Below are 20,745 nucleotides of genomic sequence, written 5' to 3' on the forward strand. Positions count from 1 at the left end.
TCCTTTGTACTCACCCTCTCGGGCTTTCCTCCGGGCGCTTCCCTTCGGTCTTGCGTTTCCGACTCTATCAGATCTTTCCGATCCGATTTCCTCGGTGCTTTCCAGGCCGGCGCTTTCGCGCTTTCCCTTTCCGGCGGTTCCGACTTTATCAGATCCAGTTTCTCGCTCTGACCCCCAGTCAGCGGGGCTTGTCCTCCCGGCCGTTGGGCCGTTCCGACGAGGTGAGACTTTAGCGGATTCCCGGTCCCCGACCTAATCGGGGTCCTGCTCCCTTTCGGGTGCGGATTCCTTATTCCGTACACACGCACGACGACGGCGCGCCGGCAGACAGACTGCTGACGTGTATCAGTAGTGGTGGTGCGGATTGGCTGTCCGGGGCCGACCGGAGTCGGTGCTCACGTCGGACAACTCGGAGAACACTACGGATCCCCCGGACGCGTGTCAACTCGCTGCGGTGCCCGACCCCCGGGGCGTAGTCTCGTGTCCATGACGACGCGCACGCACAGCCAGTCCTGGCGGGCCGCCTGACGGCGGCCGTCCTGCGTGTGCACTCATCGGCCGCCGCTTCGGCGGCCGTTTTGTTTCTCCCTCCATGACTCCGAGGGGCGGCCGCACGGGCGGTGGCCTCGACAGGAGAGGGAGAAGAGATGACTCGGGTCTTCAGCGGCATCAAGCCGACCGGACATCTGACGCTGGGGAACTACCTGGGGGCCATGCGGCAGTGGGCCACGGTCGACCAGCACCGGTCGGACGCGCTGTTCTGCATCGTCGACCTGCATGCGCTGACCGTCGACCACGATCCGGCGCGGGTGCGCCGGCTGAGCAGGCAGGCGGCCACCCTGCTGCTGGCGTCCGGACTGGACCCGGACCTGTGCACGGTGTTCGTGCAGAGCCATGTCGATGAGCACGCGCGGCTGTCGTACCTGCTGGAGTGCGTGGCCACGGACGGCGAGATGCGCCGGATGATCCAGTACAAGGAGAAGGCGGCGCGCGAGCAGCGGCGCGGCGGGAGCGTACGGCTGTCGCTGCTGACGTATCCGGTGCTGATGGCGGCGGACATCCTGGCGTACGGGACGGACGAGGTGCCGGTCGGGAACGACCAGACGCAGCACGTGGAGCTGGCGCGGGATCTCGCGGTGCGGTTCAACCAGCGGTACGGGCACACGTTCGTCGTGCCGCGGGCCACGAACCCGGCGGTGGCGGCGCGGGTGATGAACCTTCAGGACCCCGGTTCGAAGATGGGCAAGAGCGACGACTCCGGGCCGGGGATCGTCTACCTGCTGGACGAGCCCGACGTGGTGCGCAAGAAGGTCATGCGGGCCGTGACCGACAGCGGCAGCGAGGTGGTCTACGACCGGGAGTCGCGGCCGGGGCTCGCCAACCTGCTGGAGATCCTGGCCGCGTGCACGGGCGGCGATCCCGAGCGGCTGGCCGATGCGTACGACGGGTACGGGGCGCTGAAGAGAGACACGGCGGACGCCGTGATCGAGGTGCTGCGGCCGTTGCGGGAGCGGCACCAGGAGCTGTGCGCCGACCCGTCGTACGTGGACGGCGTGCTGCGGGAGGGGGCCGAGCGGGCGCGGGACATGGCGCGGCCGACGGTGGACGCCGCCTACCGGGCGATCGGCCTGCTGCCCGCCTCGGACGTGGAGGCGGTGACGCCGGCCGCGGCCCGGTAGGCCGGAGGTCAGCCGTTGTTGCCGGAGGCCAGCTCGCGGCTGCGGTCGCGGGCGGCTTCCAGGGCGGCGATGAGTGCCGCGCGGACGCCGTGGTTCTCCAGTTCGCGGATGGCGTTGATGGTGGTGCCGGCCGGGGACGTCACGTTCTCGCGCAGCTTGACGGGGTGCTCGCCGCTGTCGCGGAGCATCGTCGCGGCGCCGATCGCGGACTGGACGATCAGGTCGTGCGCCTTGTCGCGGGGCAGGCCGAGCAGGATGCCGGCGTCGGTCATGGCCTCGACCAGGTAGAAGAAGTACGCCGGGCCGGAGCCGGAGAGCGCCGTGCAGGCGTCCTGCTGAGACTCGGGGACGCGGAGGGTCTTGCCGACGGCGCCGAAGATCTCCTCGGCGTGGGCGAGGTGGCCGGCGGTCGCGTGGCGCCCGCCGGAGATGACGGACATGGCCTCGTCGACGAGGGCCGGCGTGTTGGTCATGACCCGGACGACCGGGGTGCCGGCGGTGAGGCGCTCCTCGAAGAACGCGGTCGGGATGCCGGCGGCGCCGCTGATGACCAGACGGTCGGCGGGGACGTGCGGGGCGAGCTCGTCGAGGAGGGTGCCCATGTCCTGCGGCTTGACCGTGAGGATCAGGGTGTCGGCGGTCTTGGCGGCTTCCTGGTTGGTGACCGGAGTGATGCCATGACGGGCGCGGAGCTCGTCGGCGCGCTCTCGGCGGCGGGCGGTGACCAGGAGGTCGGCGGGGGCCCAGCCGGCGCGGATCATTCCGCTGAGCAGGGCTTCGCCGATCTTGCCGGTGCCGAGGACTGCGACTTTCTGGGTCATGGCTGGGGGTGCCCTCCGGGGGTGGGTCGTCCTGGGTGTGATTGTCCCATCCGGGGGGTGGTGGGGGTGGGGGTGTCCGGTGGGCGGACGGGCTGTCAGGGCGTCCTTCGTTTCAAGGTGGCCGCGCCCAGGGTCAGGACCAGGAGGGCGACTGCCGCGACGATCGTGAGGTCGCGGAGGAAGGCGGTCGTCAGGTCGGCGTGGTGGAGGACCTCGTTCATGCCGTCGACGGCGTAGGACATGGGGAGGACGTCGGAGACGGCCTCCAGGACCGGGTGCATGGCGTCGCGCGGGGTGAACAGGCCGCAGAGGAGGAGCTGGGGGAAGATCACCGCCGGCATGAACTGGACGGCCTGGAACTCGGACGCGGCGAAGGCCGAGACGAACAGGCCGAGGGCGGTGCCGAGGAGCGCGTCGAGCAGTGCGACCAGGAGCAGCAGCCAGGGGCTGCCGGTGACGTCGAGGTCCAGCACCCACACGGCGAGGCCGGTGGCGAGGACCGACTGGACGACCGCGACGGCGCCGAAGGCCAGGGCGTACCCGGCGATGAGGTCGGCCTTGCCCAGCGGCATGGCGAGCAGGCGTTCCAGGGTGCCCGAGGTGCGTTCGCGCAGGGTGGCGATCGACGTGACCAGGAACATCGTGATGAGCGGGAAGATCCCGAGCAACGAGGCGCCGATGGCGTCGAAGGTGCGGGCGCTGCCGTCGAAGACGTAGCGGAGCAGGAACAGCATCACGCACGGGACGAGGAGCATCAGCGCGATGGTCCGCGGGTCGTGGCGGAGCTGACGCAGGACCCGGGCCGCGGTGGCGGCGGTGCGGGACGGGCTGAGGGTGCCGGTGGCGGTCATCGGGCGGTCTCCGGGGTGTGCTCGGTGGTGCGTCCGGCGGCGGCCGCCTCGTCGACCAGGTGCAGGAAGGCGGCCTCGACGGTGTCGGCGCCGGTGCGGGTGCGCAGGGCCTCGGGGGTGCCGTCGGCGAGGACCTCGCCGGCGCGCATGAGCAGCAGCTGGTGGCAGCGCTCGGCCTCGTCCATCACGTGCGAGGAGATCAGCAGGGTGGCCCCGCGCTCGGCGGCGAGGGTGTGGAAGAGCTGCCAGAGGTCGCGGCGCAGTACGGGGTCCAGGCCGACGGTGGGTTCGTCGAGGACCAGGAGCTCGGGTGCGCCGAGGAGGGCCACGGCGAGGGAGACCCGGCTGCGCTGGCCGCCGGAGAGGGTGCCGGCGAGGGCGTCGGCGTGGCTGGTGAGGTCGACGTCGGCGATCGCGCGGGTGACGTGTTCGTGGCGGCGGTCGGCGGCGGCCCGGCCGGGGTCGAGGATCGCGGCGAAGTAGTCGAGGTTCTGGCGGACGCTCAGGTCGTCGTAGACGGACGGGGCCTGGGTGACGTAGCCGATGCGGGTGCGCAGGGCGGGGTGCCCCGCGGGGCGGCCGAGGACGTCGAGGGTGCCGGTGACCTTGGCCTGGGTGCCGACGACGGCCCGCATCAGGGTCGACTTCCCGCAGCCGGAGGGGCCGAGGAGGCCGGTGATCCGGCCGCGCGGGACGGTGAAGCCTAGGCCCCGCAGGACGGTGCGGGTGCCCCGGGCGACGGTGAGGTCCTGGGCGCGCACGGCCGGTTCCTCCGGTGCCGGGGAGAAGTAATTCATCATGCGATGAATAGTGCTCCCGGGGGGTGGGCGCGTCAAGCGTCCGTGGGCGTGGAGGCGAGGAGCAGGACGACGTCGTAGGTCTCCTCGACGATGCCGTCCGGGAAGACGTCCAGGACGTGCGCCCGCTCCTCGGCGAGGAAGGCGGCGGTGCGTTCCGTGCTCTGGACGAGGAAGAGGGAGTGGCTGCCGAGGTTGGCGAGGTGGGCGTCGACCGGGACGCGGCGGCTCCAGCGGGCGGTGCGGCGCCGGAAGCGCAGGCGGCCGGAGGGGTCGGCGGTACGGGCGTCCAGGTCGCGCTCGGCGGAGAGGTCCCGGCCGAAGTGGCGGCCGGCCCGGGCGGACGCCTCGGCGATCCACGGCACGTCGACGGCGCTGGTGTTCCACCACAGCGCGAGGGCCCCTCCGGGGCGCAGCACCCGTACCGCCTCCGGGACGGCGCGGGCCGGGTCGGTCCAGTGCCAGGACTGGGCGTAGGTGATCAGGTCGGCGCTGTGGCCGGCGAGGGGGAGGGCGTTGCCGTCGCCGCGGACGACCGGCACGCCGGGGAGGGCGCGGCGGAACTCGTCCGCCATGCCGGCACCGGGCTCCACGGCGATCACGTCGGCGCCGCGCGCGAGGAGACGGGCGGTGGCCATGCCCGTACCGGCCCCGACGTCCGCCACCCGGGCGCCGGTCAGGGGGCGGCCGGTCAGCTCCTCGATCGTGTCGAACAGCGCGGGCGGATAGGAGGGGCGGTGGGCCGCGTACTGCGCGGCCGCGGCGTTGAAGGAGTGGGCTCGGGCGGTGTGCGTGACCTTGTCGGCGCCGGGTGTCGTCATACGGCCATGGTGGCCGCACGACGGTCCGCAGCGGCGTGGTTCAGGAGCGGCGGCGCTTCCTGGAGGGGTTGCCCGAGCGGCGGGTGACGCGCCGGTCGTACTCCTCGCGGGCCTGCGCGTACTCGGCGCGGTGCAGCTTCTCGCCGGGCGCCTCGGTGAGGGAGCGGAAGAAGTAGGCGAGCAGCGAGCCGACGAACCCGATGGTCAGCAGGCCGCGCAGGGTCGCCTGGCGGTCGGGGTCCGGGCGGGTGGAGAAGGAGGACCAGGTGTGGCGGAAGGCGAGCGCGCTGCAGATCGCGAACATCACGACGACGAGGAGCGAGACGAAGCTGCCGACCTCGGCGATCTGGAGGCCGTCGTAGGCGAAGCGCAGCGCGAAGCAGGCGGCGGCCGCGGCGACCAGGGAGCCGGCGGCGACACCGGCGCGGCGGGCGGCGTATCCGCCGGAGTGGTCGACCCAGGTGGTCCCGAAGAACCGGATGGGTTCGGGCTGAGGGCCGGCAGGGGTGGCCGGAATGCGGTGGTCCGGGGTGCCGTGTACGTCGCTCACGATTCGATTATCCCCGGGGGCCCGGGCGGGCCGGGCTCCCGGGAGGCGGGTCAGAAGGAACAGCGTTGGCCGAATTGGCCGTCACTTCCCGGACGAGTGGTGATCAGGCGCAGCGCTGAGCCACGTAGCCGTCGCTGCCGGTGTAGACGTAGGCGTCCGACACGTACTGGCCGCTGGAGATGTTGTCCCACACGTTCGACGTGCCGTACGGCCCTGTCTCCCTGGTGCCCGTGGTCTGGCAGTAGATCCTCACCTGCGAGCCCGGCTGCAGCACCCGGACGACGGTGTAGTTCGTGCCCGGGCCGCTGCGCACGTTCACCTGGTACCCGGGTGCGGTCGGGTAGGTGGTGGCGGCCGACGCCTGGGATGCGCTGCCGAGCACCATGAGGAAGGCGCCCGCGACGGCGGCCGACAGGGCGAATCTGCGGCGTACGGATGTCATGCGTCCCCCTGGGACACGTAGTGGTTCAGGCGCATCGCGAGGCGACGTAGCCGTCGCTGCCTGTGTAGACGTAGGCGTCCGCGACGTACTGGCCGTTGCTGATGTTGTCCCAGATGGCCGACGTGCCGTACGGGCCGGTCACGCGGGTGCCCGGCCGCTGGCAGTAGATTGCGACGCGGGACCCCTCGGGCAGGACGCGGACGATGGAGTAGCTGGTGCCCGGACCGCTGCGGACGTTCAGCCGGACGCCGGGCGCGACGTTGTAGTAGCGGACGCCCGCGCCGGCCGTAGTGGTGACGGCGTCCTCGGTGGTCGTGGGCTCTTCGACACGATCGACGGACATGAGTACCTCCCCCGTGAGACCCCAGGCGTGTGTTGGGGTCGCGTTGATTCCCCCGAGTCGCACGCGCAACATCCGTGCGCAACTCGAACACGGAGGCTAGCAAGCCTCCTCGGTCCCGTACGAGACATCGATTAGGCTCCGGACATCGCGCGCGCGTACGAACAGCACGGGGGTGGTCCCATGGCGCCACAGCAGGACGCCGGGGCGGGCGCGGAAGCGGAACGTCCCGAATTCGCCGGTCACTACCGTCTCGAACGCCGCCTGGGATCCGGCGGCATGGGCGTCGTACACCTGGCCCGAAGCACCTCGGGGCTGAAGCTCGCGGTCAAGGTCGTGCATCCCCAGTACGCCGCGGACCCCGAGTTCAGGGGCCGTTTCCGGCAGGAGGTCGCGGCGGCCCGGCGGGTCAGCGGCGCGTTCACCGCGTCCGTCGTCGACGCCGACCCCGAGGCCGGACGCCCCTGGATGGCCACCCTCTACATCCCCGGGCCGACGCTCGCCGACGAGGTGAAGCGGAACGGGCCGCTGGACTCGTCCCAACTGCGGCGGCTGATGGCCGGACTGGCGGAGGCGCTGCGCGACATCCACCGCGTCGGAGTCGTGCACCGGGACCTCAAGCCGAGCAACGTGCTGCTCTCCGAGGACGGCCCGAAGGTCATCGACTTCGGCATCTCGCGCCCCAAGGACAGCGAACTGCGCACCGAGACAGGCAAGTTGATCGGCACACCGCCGTTCATGGCGCCCGAGCAGTTCCGCCGGCCGCGTGAGGTGGGGCCGGCGGCGGACATCTTCGCGCTGGGCTCGGTGCTGGTGCACGCGGCCACGGGACGTGGGCCGTTCGACTCCGACAGCCCGTATGTCGTGGCGTACCAAGTGGTGCATGACGAGCCCGATCTGACGGGCGTCCCCGGCGAACTGTCCGACCTGGTCCGGTGCTGTCTGGCCAAGGAGCCGGAGGAACGGCCCACGCCGGACGAGCTGATGGCCGGACTGCGGGCGGTGGCGGCGTCGTACGACACCCGGGTCTTCATACCGAGTCAGCGCATCGCCGACGAGTCGGAAGCCGTGGAGGGGCCTCATCCGGAGCGGGCACTCGAAAAGCCCGCCTCGGAGAAACCGGCGGCGCGACGGCGGCCCTCGGGGCGCCGGATGTTCGTGAGCGGCGCCGCACTCGCGGCCGTGGTCGTCGGCACCGTCGTCGCCGTGCAGGTGAGCGGCACCGCTCCGCCGGAGCGGCCCGCCACCCGCAGCTCGGCAGCCTTCTCCGGCTGGACGTCCGAGCCGCTGTCCGTCACGGGCGGCATGCCGCAGTGCGCTCATGGTCCCGACGCGGTGGTCTGTGCACAGGGCGGGACGGTGGTCGCGCTTCAGCCGTCCGACGGCGAGGTGCTGTGGCGGCGCGGCACGGGCGCCGAGGTCGCCCGCGTCCCGGTCGTCTCCGGCGGGACGGTCCTGCCGTACGGGGGCGGCTCTCGGCTGGAGGCCTTCGACACCACCTCCGGACGGGCGCTCTGGGGCCGGGCGGTCCCCGAGGGCGTCGACGTCCATGCCACGGGCGCGCTCGTGGTGCTCACCGGCGGGGAGGGCACGGTGACCGGAGTGGACATCGCCACCGGGGAGACGCTGTGGGAGCGCACCGTCCCGCGCGAGAGCGAGGTCACGAAGGTCACCGTGTTCGGCGCGTCGGATCCTGTGTTCGTGACGGGTACCGCACCGGACGGCGGCCGCACCCAGGTGACCGCACTCGACCCTGCCGACGGTGAGGTGCGCTGGCAGACACGGCTGGAGGGATCGCTGACGCCCGTCGGGACCGACCGGGACGCCGTGCACCTCGTCTCCACCGACCCACGCTCCGACCGGACGGACGCCCTGGTGCGCCACGTGCCGGGCTCCGGTGCGACGACCCGGTACGCCCTGCCGGTGCCGCGCAACGACGTCGCAGCCACCGGGAGCGGGAGCGTCGTGCACCTCGTGGCCCAGGGTGGCTCGCTCGAAGCCTTCGACCCGCGCACGCGCGACCGCCTTTGGACCCTCGAAACCGGTCTCACTCGCATCTCCGCCCCCGTCTCCGACGGTCGGCACGTCTTCCTCGTCGCGCCGGACGGGCGGCTGCTCGCCGTCGATGCCGGGACTGGGCGGCTGGTGGGGCAGACCTCGCCGCGGCTCGGCGAGGGGGACCGGGTCGTCGCCGCACTGCCCGCGCCCGTGGTGGCCGGCGACCGCGTCTACGCCTCCGCCCCCGACGGCACCGTGTTCGCCGTCGACGCGCGCGACCCCGCCGCCTGGTGACAGGCGGCGGGGTCGTGGCGGCGGCGGAAGGGCGTCAGCCGAGCTTGCTCACGTCGCGGACCGCGCCCTTGTCCGCGCTGGTGGCCATCGCCGCGTACGCCCGCAGGGCCGCCGAGACCTTGCGGTCGCGGTTCTTCGGGGCGTAGCGGCCGCCGAGGGCCTCCTCGCGGCGGGCCAGCTCGGCGTCGTCCACCAGCAGCTCGATGGAGCGGTTCGGGATGTCGATGCGGATGCGGTCGCCGTCCTCGACCAGGGCGATGGTGCCGCCCGAGGCCGCCTCGGGGGAGGCGTGGCCGATGGACAGGCCCGAGGTGCCGCCGGAGAAACGGCCGTCGGTGATCAGCGCGCACGCCTTCCCGAGGCCGCGGCCCTTCAGGTACGACGTCGGGTAGAGCATCTCCTGCATGCCGGGACCGCCCTTGGGGCCCTCGTAGCGGATGACGACGACGTCGCCCTCCTTGACCTGCTGGGTGAGGATCTTCTGGACGGCCTCCTCCTGCGACTCGCAGACGACCGCCGGGCCCTCGAAGGTCCAGATGGACTCGTCGACGCCGGCCGTCTTGACGACGCAGCCGTCCACGGCGAGGTTGCCGCGCAGGACCGCGAGGCCGCCGTCCTTGGAGTAGGCGTGCTCGACGGAGCGGATGCAGCCGCCCTCGGCGTCCACGTCCAGGGAGTCCCAGCGCTCGGACTGGGAGAAGGCCTCGGCGGAGCGCTTGCAGCCGGGGGCCGCGTGCCAGAGTTCCACGGCCTCGGCGGACGGGGAACCGGCGCGGATGTCCCAGGTCTTCAGCCAGTCGGCCAGGGACGGGCTGTGGACGGAGTGGACGTCCTCGTTGAGCAGGCCCGCGCGGTGCAGTTCACCGAGGAGAGCCGGAATGCCGCCCGCGCGGTGCACGTCCTCCATGTAGTACGTGCGGTCCCCCGCGACGTTGGGCGCGACCTTCGCCAGGCAGGGGACGCGGCGCGAGAGGGCGTCCATCTCGGTGAGGCCGTAGGCGACCTCCGCCTCCTGGGCGGCGGCCAGCAGGTGCAGGATCGTGTTGGTGGAGCCGCCCATCGCGATGTCGAGCGCCATGGCGTTCTCGAAGGCCGCGGGGGTGGCGATGTTGCGGGGCAGGACCGAGTCGTCGTCCTGCTCGTAGTAGCGGCGGGTGAGGTCCAGGACCGTCCGGGCCGCGCGGACGTACAGGTCCTTGCGGGCGGTGTGGGTGGCGAGGACCGAGCCGTTGCCGGGCAGGGACAGGCCGATGGCCTCGGTCAGGCAGTTCATCGAGTTGGCGGTGAACATGCCCGAACAGGAGCCGCAGGTGGGGCAGGCGTTCTCCTCGATGCGGAGGATGTCCTCGTCGGAGATCTTGTCGTTGACCGCTTCCGACATCGCGTCGACCAGGTCGAGCGTGCGGACCGTGCCGTCGACGAGCGTGGCCCGGCCGGACTCCATCGGGCCGCCGGAGACGAAGACCGTGGGGATGTTCAGCCGCAGCGCGGCGTTGAGCATGCCCGGGGTGATCTTGTCGCAGTTGGAGATGCAGATCAGGGCGTCGGCGCAGTGGGCCTCGACCATGTACTCCACGCTGTCCGCGATCAGGTCGCGGGACGGCAGCGAGTAGAGCATGCCGCCGTGGCCCATCGCGATGCCGTCGTCGACGGCGATGGTGTTGAACTCGCGCGGGATGCCGCCGGCCGCGACGACCGCCTCGCTGACGATCCGGCCGACCGGCGCCAGGTGGGTGTGGCCGGGGACGAACTCCGTGAAGCTGTTGGCGACCGCGATGATCGGCTTCCGGCCGATGTCCGCACCGGGTACACCGGAGGCGCGCATAAGGGCGCGGGCGCCCGCCATGTTGCGGCCGTGGGTGACTGTGCGGGACCTCAGCTCGGGCATCGTCGCTCGCTCCTTCAGACCTTCGGGGAGTCTCCGCCAGAGAGTTCTGACTGCACCGAGCGTACGCCGGTCATCCAGAGGGCGGGACACACTGTCCGGAATACGGGACGCCTGTCTCGGTGGGCAGGGCGTCGGGAGGCGTCAGTCGCCGGTGAGGTGTCGGGAGGACTCAGTCGCCGGTGAGGTGTCCCTGCACCACCGGGGCCACGCGCCGGACGATGTCCTCGGGGTCCGCCGAGGCGAGCGGCTCCACCCGGATCACGTACCGGATCATCGCGATCCCGACGAGCTGCGCGGCGGCGAGTTCGGCCCGCAGCTCCGCGTCCTGCCGGTCGAGCTGTCCGGCGATCCGGCGCAGCAGGTGGCTGGCGACGAGGCGGCGGAAGACGGCGGCCGCGGTGTCGTTGTTGACGGCGGAGCGGACGATCGCGAGCAGCGGGGCGCGTGTGACGGGGTTCTCCCACAGTCCGATGATCATGCGGGTCATCCGCTCGCCCACCTCGTCGAGGGGACCTTCGAGCACCGCCTCCCGCTCGTCGAGCACCGGCCCGAAGGCGACCTCCACGGCGGCCTCGAAGACGCGCTCCTTGGTGCCGAAGTAGTGGTGCACCAGCGCCGAGTCCACCCCGGCGGTCTTGGCGATGCCCCGTACGGACGTCTTGTCGTACCCCCGTGCGGAGAACTCCTCGCGGGCGGCGTCGAGGATGCGGTCGCGGGTGCCGGCCGACTCGGTGCGCGGGGGGCGGCCACGGCGCCGGGTGGCGCCGGGTGCGGAAGCGGCCGGGCCGTCGCCCGCGGTGACGCCGGTCATCGCCGGGGCACCCGCAGGGCGGACGGGGAGGACGCGGAGGCGAGGTGGAGGCGGGTGAAGGCCAGGGCCTCCGCCAGATCGGCCTCGCGTTCCGCGCTCGACATGGCGCGCCGGGTGTTGACCTCGATCACGACGTGCCCGTCGAAGCCGCCGGCCGCCAGCCGGTCCAGCACCTCGGCGCACGGCTGGTCGCCCCGTCCGGGCACCAGGTGCTCGTCCTTGGCGGAGCCCCGCCCGTCGGCCAGGTGCACGTGCCCCAGCCGGTCGCCCATCCGCTCGACCATCCCCAGGGTGTCGGTGCGGGAGGTGGAGGCGTGGCTGAGGTCGATCGTGAAGTGCCGGTAGTCCTCTTTGGTGACGTCCCAGTCAGGGGCATAGGCCAGCATCTCGCGGTCGCGGTAGCGCCACGGGTACATGTTCTCCACGGCGAACCGCACGTCGGTCTCGTTCGCCATCCGCCAGACACCGTCCACGAAGTCGCGGGCGTACTGCCGCTGCCAGCGGAAGGGCGGGTGGACGACGACCGTCGAGGCGCCGAGCTTCTCGGCGGCGGCCCGGGCCCGCTGGAGCTTGGTCCAGGGGTCGGTGGACCACACGCGCTGCGTGATCAGCAGGCACGGCGCGTGGATGGCGAGGATGGGGATGCGGTGGTAATCGCTGAGCCTGCGGAGGGCCTCGATGTCCTGGCTGACCGGATCGGTCCAGACCATCACCTCGACGCCGTCGTACCCGAGGCGCGCGGCGATCTCGAAGGCCGTCGCCGTCGACTCCGGGTAGACGGAGGCCGTCGACAGGGCGACCTTCGCATCCGGGATGCGGACTACGTCCCTTGCTTCTGCCACGAGCCTCAGGTTACGGGGTGGGGTGGGGGCGGTGCGGGGTGCTGCTTGGCCGTTGTGGCGTTTGCCATAGCGGCCCGCCCCCGCGGGACGACCCGCCGGACCTCCCCTGTGGACCCGGGCCCTGCCAGGTACGGAGCCCGGGTGACCCGGGCCCCGTCCAAGGACCGGCCAGTGCTCACGCCTGCACCATGTGGTCCAGCCGGCGGAGTATGACGCCCTCGCGCAGGGCCCAGGGGCAGATCTCCAGACGCTCCACGCCGAACAGGTCCATGGCTCCCTCGGCGACCATGGCCCCGGCGAGCAGCTGGCCCGCGCGGGCCTCGGACACGCCCGGCAGCTCGGCACGTTCGGCGGCGGTCATCCCGGCCAGCCGCGGCACCCAGGCCTCCAGCGACTCGCGCTTCAGCTCGCGCTGGACGTACGGGCCCTCGGCGGACCCCGGGGCGCCGGCGAGCCGGGCGAGCTGCTTGAAGGTCTTGGAGGTGGCGACCACGTGGTCCGGCGCGCCGAACCGGCTGAACTCGCCGACCGTGCGCGCTATCTCGGTGCGGACGTGACGGCGCAGCGCGCGTACGTCCTCCGCCCGGGGCGGGTCCCCGGGCAGCCACCCGGCGGTGAGCCGGCCCGCGCCGAGCGGCAGCGACACGGCCGCGTCCGGTTCCTCGTCCAGTCCGTAGGCGATCTCCAGCGAGCCGCCGCCGATGTCGACGACGAGCAGCTTCCCCGACGACCAGCCGAACCAGCGGCGGGCGGCGAGGAAGGTGAGCTTGGCCTCCTCCTCACCGCTGAGCACCCGCAGTTCGACGCCGGTCTCCTCGCGGACGCGGCCGAGCACGTCGTCGGCGTTGCGGGCGTCACGCACCGCGGACGTCGCGAACGGCACGATCTCCTCCACGCCCTTGTCCTCGGCGGCCTGGAGCGCCTCGTGGACGACCGACACCAGCCGGTCGATGCCGTCGGGCCCGATCGATCCGTCGTCGTCGAGGAGCTGGGCGAGGCGCAGTTCGACCTTGTGCGAGTGCGCGGGCAGCGGCCGCGCGCCGGGGTGGGCGTCGACCACCAGCAGATGCACCGTGTTCGAACCCACGTCGAGGACACCGAGTCTCATGTACGGAACGCTACTGCCCGACGCACGCCGTGTTGCCCGGTTCGCCACGGCCGGACCGGTGCCGGAGCGGGGGCCGGGCGACTTACCCTGGACGAGTGCCAAAGACGAAAAAGGCGAAGGACGACAAGACGGACAAGAAGGCCAGGAAGGACAAGATGGCCGGATTGACCGGGGGTCCCTCGCGGGTGCCAGCACCGCAGCCGCCGGGGGCGGCGCCGGTTGACGACGAGAAGGGCCTCGACTTCGCCCGCGCTTGGGTGGAATTTCCCGATCCCGCGGACGACGAGCAGGTCTTCCGCTGCGATCTGACATGGCTCACCTCTCGGTGGAACTGCATCTTCGGCAGCGGCTGCCAGGGCATCCAGGCCGGCCGCGCGGACGACGGGTGCTGCACCCTGGGTGCCCACTTCTCGGACGAGGACGACGAGAAGCGGGTCGCCGAGCATGTGGCGAGGCTCACACCGGACATCTGGCAGCACCACGCGGAGGGCACCAGGAACGGCTGGGTCTCCGAGGACGAGGACGGCGAGCGCCAGACGCGCCCGTTCCAGGGGTCGTGCATCTTCCAGAACCGCCCGGGCTTCGAGGGCGGTATGGGCTGCTCGCTGCACATCCTCGCCCTCAAGGAGGGCCGCGAGCCGCTGGAGACCAAGCCGGACGTCTGCTGGCAGCTCCCCGTCCGGCGTACGTACGACTGGATCGACCGGCCGGACGACACCCGCGTACTGCAGGTGTCGATCGGTGAGTACGACCGGCGCGGCTGGGGCCCCGGCGGCCACGACCTGCACTGGTGGTGCACCTCGGCCACCTCGGCGCACGGCGCGGGCGACCCGGTGTACGTCTCCTACCGCCCGGAGCTGATCGAACTGATGGGCAAGGCCGGGTACGACCGCCTGGTCGAGCTGTGCGAGGAGCGGCTGGCGTCGCAACTGCCTTTGCTGGCGCCGCATCCGGCGGACCCCGCCTGACCCGACGGCCTGGACGGCCCCGGACGCCCGTCTCCTCCCCGCACCGCGGGAAGGGGGCGGGCGTCCGCGCGTCGCCGGTCCATGGGAGGGGCGGCCCGCGTGGCGTCAGGACGTGCCCGGGTCCGGGGTGCCCGTGCCGGCCGGGGCGGAGTCGTCCGGGGTGGGGGATCCGGGTGTGGTGGAGCCCGGATCGCCCGGTGCCGGACCACCGGGGTCCGGGTCGCCCGTCGAGGGCCGGGGGTCGGGGTCCTGGGAGGACGGGGGGTCGGTCGGAGTGGGGTCCGAGGGTGTCGGTGTGGTGGGCGTGGGGTCCGGGTCGGGGGACGACGGAGGAGGACTGCCCGGGGTGCCCGGGGTGCCCGGCGTGCCCGAGGGAGAGCCGTCGGCCGGGGCGGACGGGACGGGGCCGTATCCCTCGATGGACACGACGGAACCCGCCGGGGAGACCGCCACCGTGGCCCTCCAGTGGCCGGACGGCTCGCGCAGCTGGTCGACGTACACCCTGATCGTCACCGACTCGCCGGGGGCGAGGGTCCCCGCGGACCGGCTCAGGTACAGCCAGGACGCGCCCGTCGACGCGGACCAGCGGACCGGGCCCGCTCCCTTCGCGGTCAGGGTGATCAGCGTGGTGTCGCCGCTGTGGGCGGCCGTCACGCCCATCACGGCGGCGCCCTCACGTCCGGCGCCCGCGACCTCGACGACCTCCACGGACACGTCCGGCTCGCCGTCCGTGCCGAACCCGGTGGTGCCGGGCCGGGGCGCGGCGTTGCCGGCGTTCTCGTAACCCGCGCCGCCGTCGCGGCCGTCGAAGTCGACGGTGCCGTCCTCCCGCGCGGAGGCCGCGCCGCCGTCCGTTCCCTCGCCCACCGGGGTGCCCCGGTACGCGGCCCACAGCGCGAGCACGGGCGCCGCGACGACCGTGGCGACGACGGTCGTGGTGACGGCACGCGAGCGCAGCCGGTCCCGGCGGGCCACCCGGTCCTTGGGGTCCACGGGGAAGCCGCGCCGGTCGAAACGGGGCGCGGTGCCGCGCACGCGGGGGTGGTGCGCGAGAGCGGTGACCAGGGCGGCGTCCGGCACGGGCAGGACGGGCAGGGCGTCCGGCGTGACGCTGGTGCCGGGCCACCGGCCCGGGACGGCCCGCTCGGCGGTACGGCGGCAGCGCGGGCAGTCGTCGACGTGGCGCACGAGCTCGCGGCGCAGCGTCGTGCCGAGCACCAGCCCCTGCTCGCCGGTGAGATGCGCCACGCCCGGACAGGTGCCGGTCTCCACGACGGCGAGCGCCGCGCGGGTGCGCTCCACCTCGCAGGCCGCGGTGGCGAGCAGCTCGCGCGCCGCGGCCGGTGCCATGCCGAGCACGGCGGCGACCTCGTGGGCGGCGAGGTGGTGGCGGACCGCGAGCTCCAGGGCCTCGCGCTGCTCCGGGGTGGTGCCGGCGGCCTCCGGCCAGGCCAGGGCGGCCAGTTCGCGCCGGCGCCGCTCCTGGACCTCGGCGGACACGGCCGGGGCGGGGGCGCTCCCCGCGGCTTCCTTGGACACGCGCTGCCTGCGGCCCCCGGCGTGGGAGGCCTGACGCTTCTGCCTGGCCTCGGCGAGTTTGCGCAGGCAGGCCCAGCGGGCCAGGGCGTACAGCCAGGCCCGGCGGCTGCCCAGCTCCTCCGGGACGTGCCGGTCGCGGCGCTCCGCGAGGTGCAGCGCGTCGGCCAGGGCCGCGGTCGCCGCGTCGTGGTCGCACAGGACGGACAGGCAGTAGGTGAACAGGCCGTCGAGGTGCGGCGTGTAGCGGGCGGCCGGCCGCTGCGCCAGCGTGCGCGCGGCCGCGTGGTCGCGCGCCTCGCGGGGGGTCCGGTGTGTTCCGGTCGTACGGGTGGACGTACGGGTCGAGGTCTCCGGGCCGCTGCTCGTCATTCGGCGACCGTAGGGGGCGCGGGGCGGCGCCTTCCGGTGCCCTGCGCACTTTTAATCCGTACGGGTGAAACGATCCCTCAATCCGGGGACGGGCCGGGGACAGGAACCTTTCCCCGGCCGCTGAGCGGCCAGGACGCCCCCGGCCCCCGCTCCCGTCGGCGGGCGGGCGCCGGACCCGTTGTCGTAGGGGGCCGTTACCTTGGGCGCATGGCTGCCCGTACCAAGACCTCCAAGGACCGTCCGTCCTACCGCTGCACCGAGTGCGGGTGGCAGACGGCCAAGTGGCTCGGCCGCTGCCCCGAGTGCCAGGCCTGGGGGACGGTCGAGGAGTACGGCTCGGCGCCCGCCGTCCGGACGACCGCGCCGGGCCGGGTCACCACGTCCGCGCTGCCCATCGGCCAGGTCGACGGCCGCCAGGCCACCGCCCGCTCCACCGGCGTGCCCGAGCTGGACCGGGTGCTGGGCGGCGGCCTGGTCCCCGGCGCCGTGGTGCTGGTGGCCGGAGAGCCGGGCGTCGGCAAGTCCACGCTGCTGCTGGACGTCGCCGCCAAGTCGGCGAGCGACGAGCACCGCACCCTGTACGTCACGGGCGAGGAGTCGGCGAGCCAGGTGCGGCTGCGCGCCGACCGCATCCACGCCATCGACGACCACCTGTACCTCGCCGCCGAGACGGACCTGGCCGCCGTGCTCGGCCACTTGGACGCGGTGAAGCCGTCGCTGCTGATCCTGGACTCGGTGCAGACGGTGGCGTCCCCGGAGATCGACGGCGCCCCGGGCGGCATGGCGCAGGTGCGCGAGGTCGCGGGCGCCCTCATCCGGGCGTCCAAGGAGCGCGGGATGTCCACGCTGCTCGTGGGCCATGTCACCAAGGACGGCGCCATCGCGGGCCCGCGCCTGCTGGAGCACCTGGTGGACGTCGTCCTGCACTTCGAGGGCGACCGGCACGCGCGCCTGCGCCTGGTCCGCGGCGTCAAGAACCGCTACGGCACGACCGACGAGGTCGGCTGCTTCGAACTGCACGACGAGGGCATCACGGGCCTCGCGGACCCGAGCGGACTTTTCCTGACACGTCGTGCCGAACCGGTCCCGGGCACCTGTCTGACCGTCACCCTGGAGGGCCGCCGCCCCCTGGTCGCCGAGGTGCAGGCGCTCACCGTGGACTCGCAGATCCCCTCCCCCCGCCGCACCACCTCCGGCCTGGAGACCTCCCGGGTGTCGATGATGCTGGCGGTGCTGGAACAGCGCGGGCGCATCAGCGCCTTGGGCAAAAGGGACATCTACTCCGCGACGGTGGGCGGGGTGAAGCTGTCGGAGCCGGCCGCGGACCTGGCCGTGGCGCTCGCGCTGGCCTCGGCGGCGAGCGACACCCCGCTGCCGAAGAACCTCGTGGCGATCGGCGAGGTCGGCCTCGCGGGCGAGGTGAGACGGGTCACGGGAGTTCAGCGCAGGCTCGCCGAGGCGCACCGCCTGGGCTTCACGCACGCCCTGGTGCCGGGCGATCCGGGCAAGGTCCCGGCGGGCATGAAGGTCCTGGAAGTGGCGGACATAGGGGACGCGCTGCGGGTCCTTCCCCGCTCCCGTCGGCGAGAGGCCCCACGGGAGTCGGAGGACCGCCGGTAGACTTTGCCCAGGTCTCGCCCGTCCGTACGAAGCGCGGGGGCGCCCAGAACCTGCGACCGGAGGAGTGCAGTGGCAGCCAACGACCGGGCAGCAGCTCCCGGAAAGTCCGGTGGGAGTGCCGGTTCCGATGGCCTGATGCGCGCCTCGCTGAGCGCCGTGGCGCCCGGTACCGCCCTGCGTGACGGCCTGGAGCGGGTGCTCCGCGGCAACACCGGCGGTCTCATCGTGCTCGGCTCCGACAAGACCGTCGAGACGCTGTGCAGCGGCGGCTTCGTGCTGGACGTGGAGTTCACCGCGACCCGGCTGCGTGAGCTGTGCAAGCTGGACGGCGGCATCGTGCTGTCCTCCGACCTGTCCAAGATCCTGCGGGCGGGCGTGCAGCTCGTGCCGGACCCGACGATCCCCACGGAGGAGACCGGCACCCGGCACCGCACCGCCGACCGCGTGAGCAAGCAGGTCGGCTTCCCGGTCGTCTCCGTCTCCCAGTCGATGCGCCTGATCGCGCTCTACGTCGACGGTCAGCGCCGTGTCCTGGAGGACTCGGCGGCGATCCTGTCCCGCGCCAACCAGGCGCTCGCCACCCTGGAGCGCTACAAGCTCCGCCTCGACGAGGTCGCGGGCACGCTGTCCGCGCTGGAGATCGAGGACCTGGTGACGGTCCGGGACGTCTCGGCGGTCGCGCAGCGGCTTGAGATGGTGCGCCGTATCGCCACCGAAATCGCCGAATACGTGGTCGAACTGGGCACCGACGGCCGTCTTCTCGCGCTCCAGCTCGACGAGTTGATCGCGGGCGTGGAGCCGGAGCGTGAACTGGTCGTACGGGACTACGTCCCCGAGCCGACCGCCAAGCGCTCCCGCACGGTCGACGAGGCGCTGCACGAGCTGAACGTGCTCACCCACGCGGAGCTCCTGGAGCTGTCGACGGTGGCGCGGGCGCTCGGTTACACCGGCTCCCCGGAGACGCTGGACTCGGCGGTGTCGCCGCGCGGCTTCCGGCTGCTGGCCAAGGTGCCGCGGCTGCCGGGCGCGATCATCGACCGGCTGGTGGAGCACTTCGGCGGTCTGCAGAAGCTGCTGGCCGCGAGCGTGGACGACCTGCAGACGGTGGACGGCGTCGGCGAGGCCCGCGCCCGCAGCGTCCGAGAGGGCCTCTCCCGCCTGGCGGAAAGCAGCATCCTCGAACGCTACGTGTAGAAAAACGCCCCTGAAGGAGCGCGGGGACTGCGCGAACAACTCCCACCGACCGTCAGGTCACCGCGTATCTGAAAGCCCTAGTCGGCCTTCAGCACGAACGACGTCCGCACCTTCTCGTAGCCGGGGGCCTTCGCCTCCACCAGGTACGTCCCCGGCTGTGCCGCCCCGCCCTTGGGCGTGGCGCACTGCGCCGCACTCCGCTTGCGGTCCCACTTCACGGTGTACGTGATGCTGTCCCCGGCCGGCACCCGGAACACCAGACTGCGGGCGCCCTTGGGGCAGTCGTCCGACGCCCAGAACACGTCGTCACCCGTGGCCTGGGAGACCGTCACCACCGTGTGCTCGGGCCCGAGGTCGATCTTGCAGTCGGCGCCGGACGTGTTCCGCGCGGTGAGCAGGAAGGTGGGCGTCTGCCCGGGACCGTACGTGTTCTCCTCGCTGCGCAGGCTGAACCGGACCGCGTTCGTGGTGCAGTTGGGGAGCCCGGACCCGGAGCCCGCCGGAAGCGCGTCGCCCGAGCCGACCCCGGCGGACGTGCCGCCCTCGGACCCGCCGCCCGCGCTGCCGCCGGCGCCACCGCCCGATCCGTCCGCACCACCCGCGCCCGCGGCGTCCGAGGGATCGCCGTCGCCGCCCGCGCCGTCCGAGGACCCACCGGACCCGCCGGATCCACCGGACCCGCCGGACCCCTCCGACCCGCCGTCACCCGTCTCGTCGCGTCCGCCCGGTGCCTGGCTGATCGCGGGACCCGAACCGGAGGGTCCAGGGGTGATGGAGGGCACGGGATTCTTGCCGTTGGCGCCGTTGTCCCGGTTGTTGCCACTGCCGCCGCCGGAAACCACGACCCAGGTGATCAACAACGCCAACACGGCGAGCAGGGACAGCAGTACGGCCCTCCGACGCCAGTAGATGGAGGAGGGAAGCGGCCCGACCGGATTGCGCAGAGATCCCACGGCGCAAACTGTACGAGAGATCCGAGCGTTCGCTTGTCCCACCCGCCGCTCAGCGCGCAACTTTTCAGGATCATCATCCCGGTTACCGGCCGCACACCCTGTCTTTCGTCAGGTACGGCACCTGACGATCGCTCGGCGTGACCGTTCCACCCGTTCCCTTACGGTCGGTGACCATGGACTTCGTGGACAGCGGGCTCTACCGCGACATCACCGACCACGCGTACGACGCCCCGACGTGGCTGCGGCACACGGCCGAGATCGGGACGGAGGCCGGACTGCTCGTGGTCGTCGCGCTGTTCGTGGTCGGCTGGTGGCGGGCCCGGCACGCGGACACCCGGGTGTTCGCGATCGCGGCCCTTGCACCCCTGGCCACGGCTGCGGCGTACGTGTGCAGCGAACTCCTCAAGTCCGGTGTGGCGGAGGAGCGTCCGTGCCGCGCCGTGGTCGGTGCCGCTCCTCCCCTGGCGGAATGTCCGCCGCACGGCGACTGGTCGTTGCCCAGCAACCACGCCACCATCGCCGGTGCCTCGGCCGTCACGCCGGCCCTCGTGCGCCGCGCGCTGGTCTGGCTGACGGCGCCACTCGCTCTACTCGTCGCGTTCTCACGGGTGTTCGTCGGTGTGCACTACCCGCACGACGTGGCCGCGGGACTGCTGCTCGGCAGCCTGGTGTCCCTCGCCGTCGTGGGCCTGGCCACACGTCCGGCGCTCCGGCCGGCCGCGGCGATGCGCGGCTCGACGGCGCCCGCCGCGCGGTGGCTCACCGGACCGGGCCCGCGTTCCGGTGCGACCGCCCCCACGCCGTACGCCACCCACCACCACGACTGACGAGGCGAGCGCGCCGGCGGACGGGCTCAACTC

General features: G+C 72.7%; 19 protein-coding genes. 6 read left to right on the forward strand and 13 right to left on the reverse strand.

Features of this window, described 5'->3' with window-relative positions; translation table 11 throughout:
- The first annotated feature begins 647 nt into the window (after positions 1 to 647).
- A complete protein-coding gene (gene trpS / locus ACIF8S_RS18205) occupies positions 648 to 1,679 on the forward strand; it encodes a tryptophan--tRNA ligase (RefSeq protein WP_400000070.1) in 1,032 nt (343 codons plus the stop codon).
- An 8-nt stretch (positions 1,680 to 1,687) separates the two neighbouring features.
- Here the strand turns inward: trpS and proC are convergent, their stop codons facing one another.
- The 7 genes from proC to ACIF8S_RS18240 form a co-directional block, all read right to left on the reverse strand.
- Positions 1,688 to 2,500: a pyrroline-5-carboxylate reductase gene (gene proC, locus ACIF8S_RS18210; protein WP_400000071.1), complete on the reverse strand. Its 813-nt coding sequence runs from the start codon at positions 2,498 to 2,500 to the stop codon at positions 1,688 to 1,690.
- 95 nt (positions 2,501 to 2,595) lie between these two features.
- Positions 2,596 to 3,351, reverse strand: a complete 756-nt coding sequence (locus ACIF8S_RS18215) for an ABC transporter permease (RefSeq protein ID WP_400000072.1) — start codon at positions 3,349 to 3,351, stop codon at positions 2,596 to 2,598.
- Entirely contained in the window at positions 3,348 to 4,151 is an 804-nt protein-coding gene (locus ACIF8S_RS18220; protein WP_400000073.1) for an ABC transporter ATP-binding protein, read from the reverse strand. Before ACIF8S_RS18220 ends, ACIF8S_RS18215 begins: the two co-directional genes overlap by 4 nt.
- Before the next feature lie 32 nt (positions 4,152 to 4,183).
- A complete protein-coding gene (locus ACIF8S_RS18225) occupies positions 4,184 to 4,969 on the reverse strand; it encodes a class I SAM-dependent methyltransferase (RefSeq protein ID WP_400000074.1) in 786 nt (261 codons plus the stop codon).
- Positions 4,970 to 5,009: 40 nt separating this feature from the next.
- Positions 5,010 to 5,519 carry an EamA/RhaT family transporter gene (locus ACIF8S_RS18230; protein WP_400000075.1) on the reverse strand — a complete coding sequence of 170 codons (510 nt, stop codon included), beginning with the start codon at positions 5,517 to 5,519 and terminating at the stop codon, positions 5,010 to 5,012.
- A 103-nt stretch (positions 5,520 to 5,622) separates the two neighbouring features.
- Positions 5,623 to 5,904: an SH3 domain-containing protein gene (locus ACIF8S_RS18235; protein ID WP_400000363.1), complete on the reverse strand. Its 282-nt coding sequence runs from the start codon at positions 5,902 to 5,904 to the stop codon at positions 5,623 to 5,625.
- Between the two features lie 82 nt (positions 5,905 to 5,986).
- The gene (locus ACIF8S_RS18240) at positions 5,987 to 6,304 is read right to left on the reverse strand and encodes an SH3 domain-containing protein (protein WP_400000076.1); all 318 of its coding nucleotides are present in this window, start codon (positions 6,302 to 6,304) and stop codon (positions 5,987 to 5,989) included.
- A 180-nt stretch (positions 6,305 to 6,484) separates the two neighbouring features.
- Between ACIF8S_RS18240 and ACIF8S_RS18245 the strand changes: the two genes are divergently transcribed.
- Complete coding sequence (locus ACIF8S_RS18245; RefSeq protein ID WP_400000077.1) at positions 6,485 to 8,593, forward strand: serine/threonine-protein kinase; 2,109 nt, start codon at positions 6,485 to 6,487, stop codon at positions 8,591 to 8,593.
- Positions 8,594 to 8,627: 34 nt separating this feature from the next.
- Here ACIF8S_RS18245 and ilvD read toward each other — a convergent pair whose 3' ends face one another.
- The 4 genes from ilvD to ACIF8S_RS18265 form a co-directional block, all read right to left on the reverse strand.
- Positions 8,628 to 10,481 carry a dihydroxy-acid dehydratase gene (gene ilvD, locus ACIF8S_RS18250; protein ID WP_400000078.1) on the reverse strand — a complete coding sequence of 618 codons (1,854 nt, stop codon included), beginning with the start codon at positions 10,479 to 10,481 and terminating at the stop codon, positions 8,628 to 8,630.
- Between the two features lie 169 nt (positions 10,482 to 10,650).
- On the reverse strand, positions 10,651 to 11,292 hold the full coding sequence (locus ACIF8S_RS18255) for a TetR family transcriptional regulator (RefSeq protein WP_400000079.1): 642 nt from the start codon (positions 11,290 to 11,292) through the stop codon (positions 10,651 to 10,653).
- Positions 11,289 to 12,134 (reverse strand): sugar phosphate isomerase/epimerase, encoded by an 846-nt coding sequence (locus tag ACIF8S_RS18260; RefSeq protein ID WP_024885888.1) that lies wholly within the window; start codon positions 12,132 to 12,134, stop codon positions 11,289 to 11,291. The genes ACIF8S_RS18255 and ACIF8S_RS18260 overlap by 4 nt, the downstream gene beginning before the upstream one ends.
- A 175-nt stretch (positions 12,135 to 12,309) precedes the next feature.
- Complete coding sequence (locus ACIF8S_RS18265; protein ID WP_400000080.1) at positions 12,310 to 13,242, reverse strand: Ppx/GppA family phosphatase; 933 nt, start codon at positions 13,240 to 13,242, stop codon at positions 12,310 to 12,312.
- Positions 13,243 to 13,337: 95 nt separating this feature from the next.
- Here ACIF8S_RS18265 and ACIF8S_RS18270 point away from each other — a divergent pair, with 95 nt between their 5' ends.
- Positions 13,338 to 14,210, forward strand: coding sequence for a hypothetical protein (locus ACIF8S_RS18270; RefSeq protein ID WP_400000081.1), 873 nt, complete (start codon positions 13,338 to 13,340; stop codon positions 14,208 to 14,210).
- Between the two features lie 105 nt (positions 14,211 to 14,315).
- Here ACIF8S_RS18270 and ACIF8S_RS18275 read toward each other — a convergent pair whose 3' ends face one another.
- Entirely contained in the window at positions 14,316 to 16,118 is a 1,803-nt protein-coding gene (locus ACIF8S_RS18275; protein WP_400000082.1) for a hypothetical protein, read from the reverse strand.
- 207 nt (positions 16,119 to 16,325) lie between these two features.
- Between ACIF8S_RS18275 and radA the strand changes: the two genes are divergently transcribed.
- Positions 16,326 to 17,738 carry a DNA repair protein RadA gene (radA, locus tag ACIF8S_RS18280; RefSeq protein WP_145829330.1) on the forward strand — a complete coding sequence of 471 codons (1,413 nt, stop codon included), beginning with the start codon at positions 16,326 to 16,328 and terminating at the stop codon, positions 17,736 to 17,738.
- 69 nt (positions 17,739 to 17,807) lie between these two features.
- On the forward strand, positions 17,808 to 18,932 hold the full coding sequence (gene disA / locus ACIF8S_RS18285; protein WP_024885883.1) for a DNA integrity scanning diadenylate cyclase DisA: 1,125 nt from the start codon (positions 17,808 to 17,810) through the stop codon (positions 18,930 to 18,932).
- A 77-nt stretch (positions 18,933 to 19,009) separates the two neighbouring features.
- On the opposite strand, the gene ACIF8S_RS18290 is transcribed toward disA, so the two are convergent.
- Positions 19,010 to 19,885 carry a hypothetical protein gene (locus tag ACIF8S_RS18290; protein WP_400000083.1) on the reverse strand — a complete coding sequence of 292 codons (876 nt, stop codon included), beginning with the start codon at positions 19,883 to 19,885 and terminating at the stop codon, positions 19,010 to 19,012.
- A 173-nt stretch (positions 19,886 to 20,058) separates the two neighbouring features.
- Here ACIF8S_RS18290 and ACIF8S_RS18295 point away from each other — a divergent pair, with 173 nt between their 5' ends.
- The gene (locus tag ACIF8S_RS18295) at positions 20,059 to 20,712 is read left to right on the forward strand and encodes a phosphatase PAP2 family protein (protein ID WP_400000084.1); all 654 of its coding nucleotides are present in this window, start codon (positions 20,059 to 20,061) and stop codon (positions 20,710 to 20,712) included.
- Positions 20,713 to 20,745: the final 33 nt, after the last annotated feature.

Origin of the sequence: Streptomyces sp. NPDC085937, assembly GCF_044540535.1 — a bacterium.
Classification (GTDB): Bacteria; Actinomycetota; Actinomycetes; order Streptomycetales; family Streptomycetaceae; genus Streptomyces.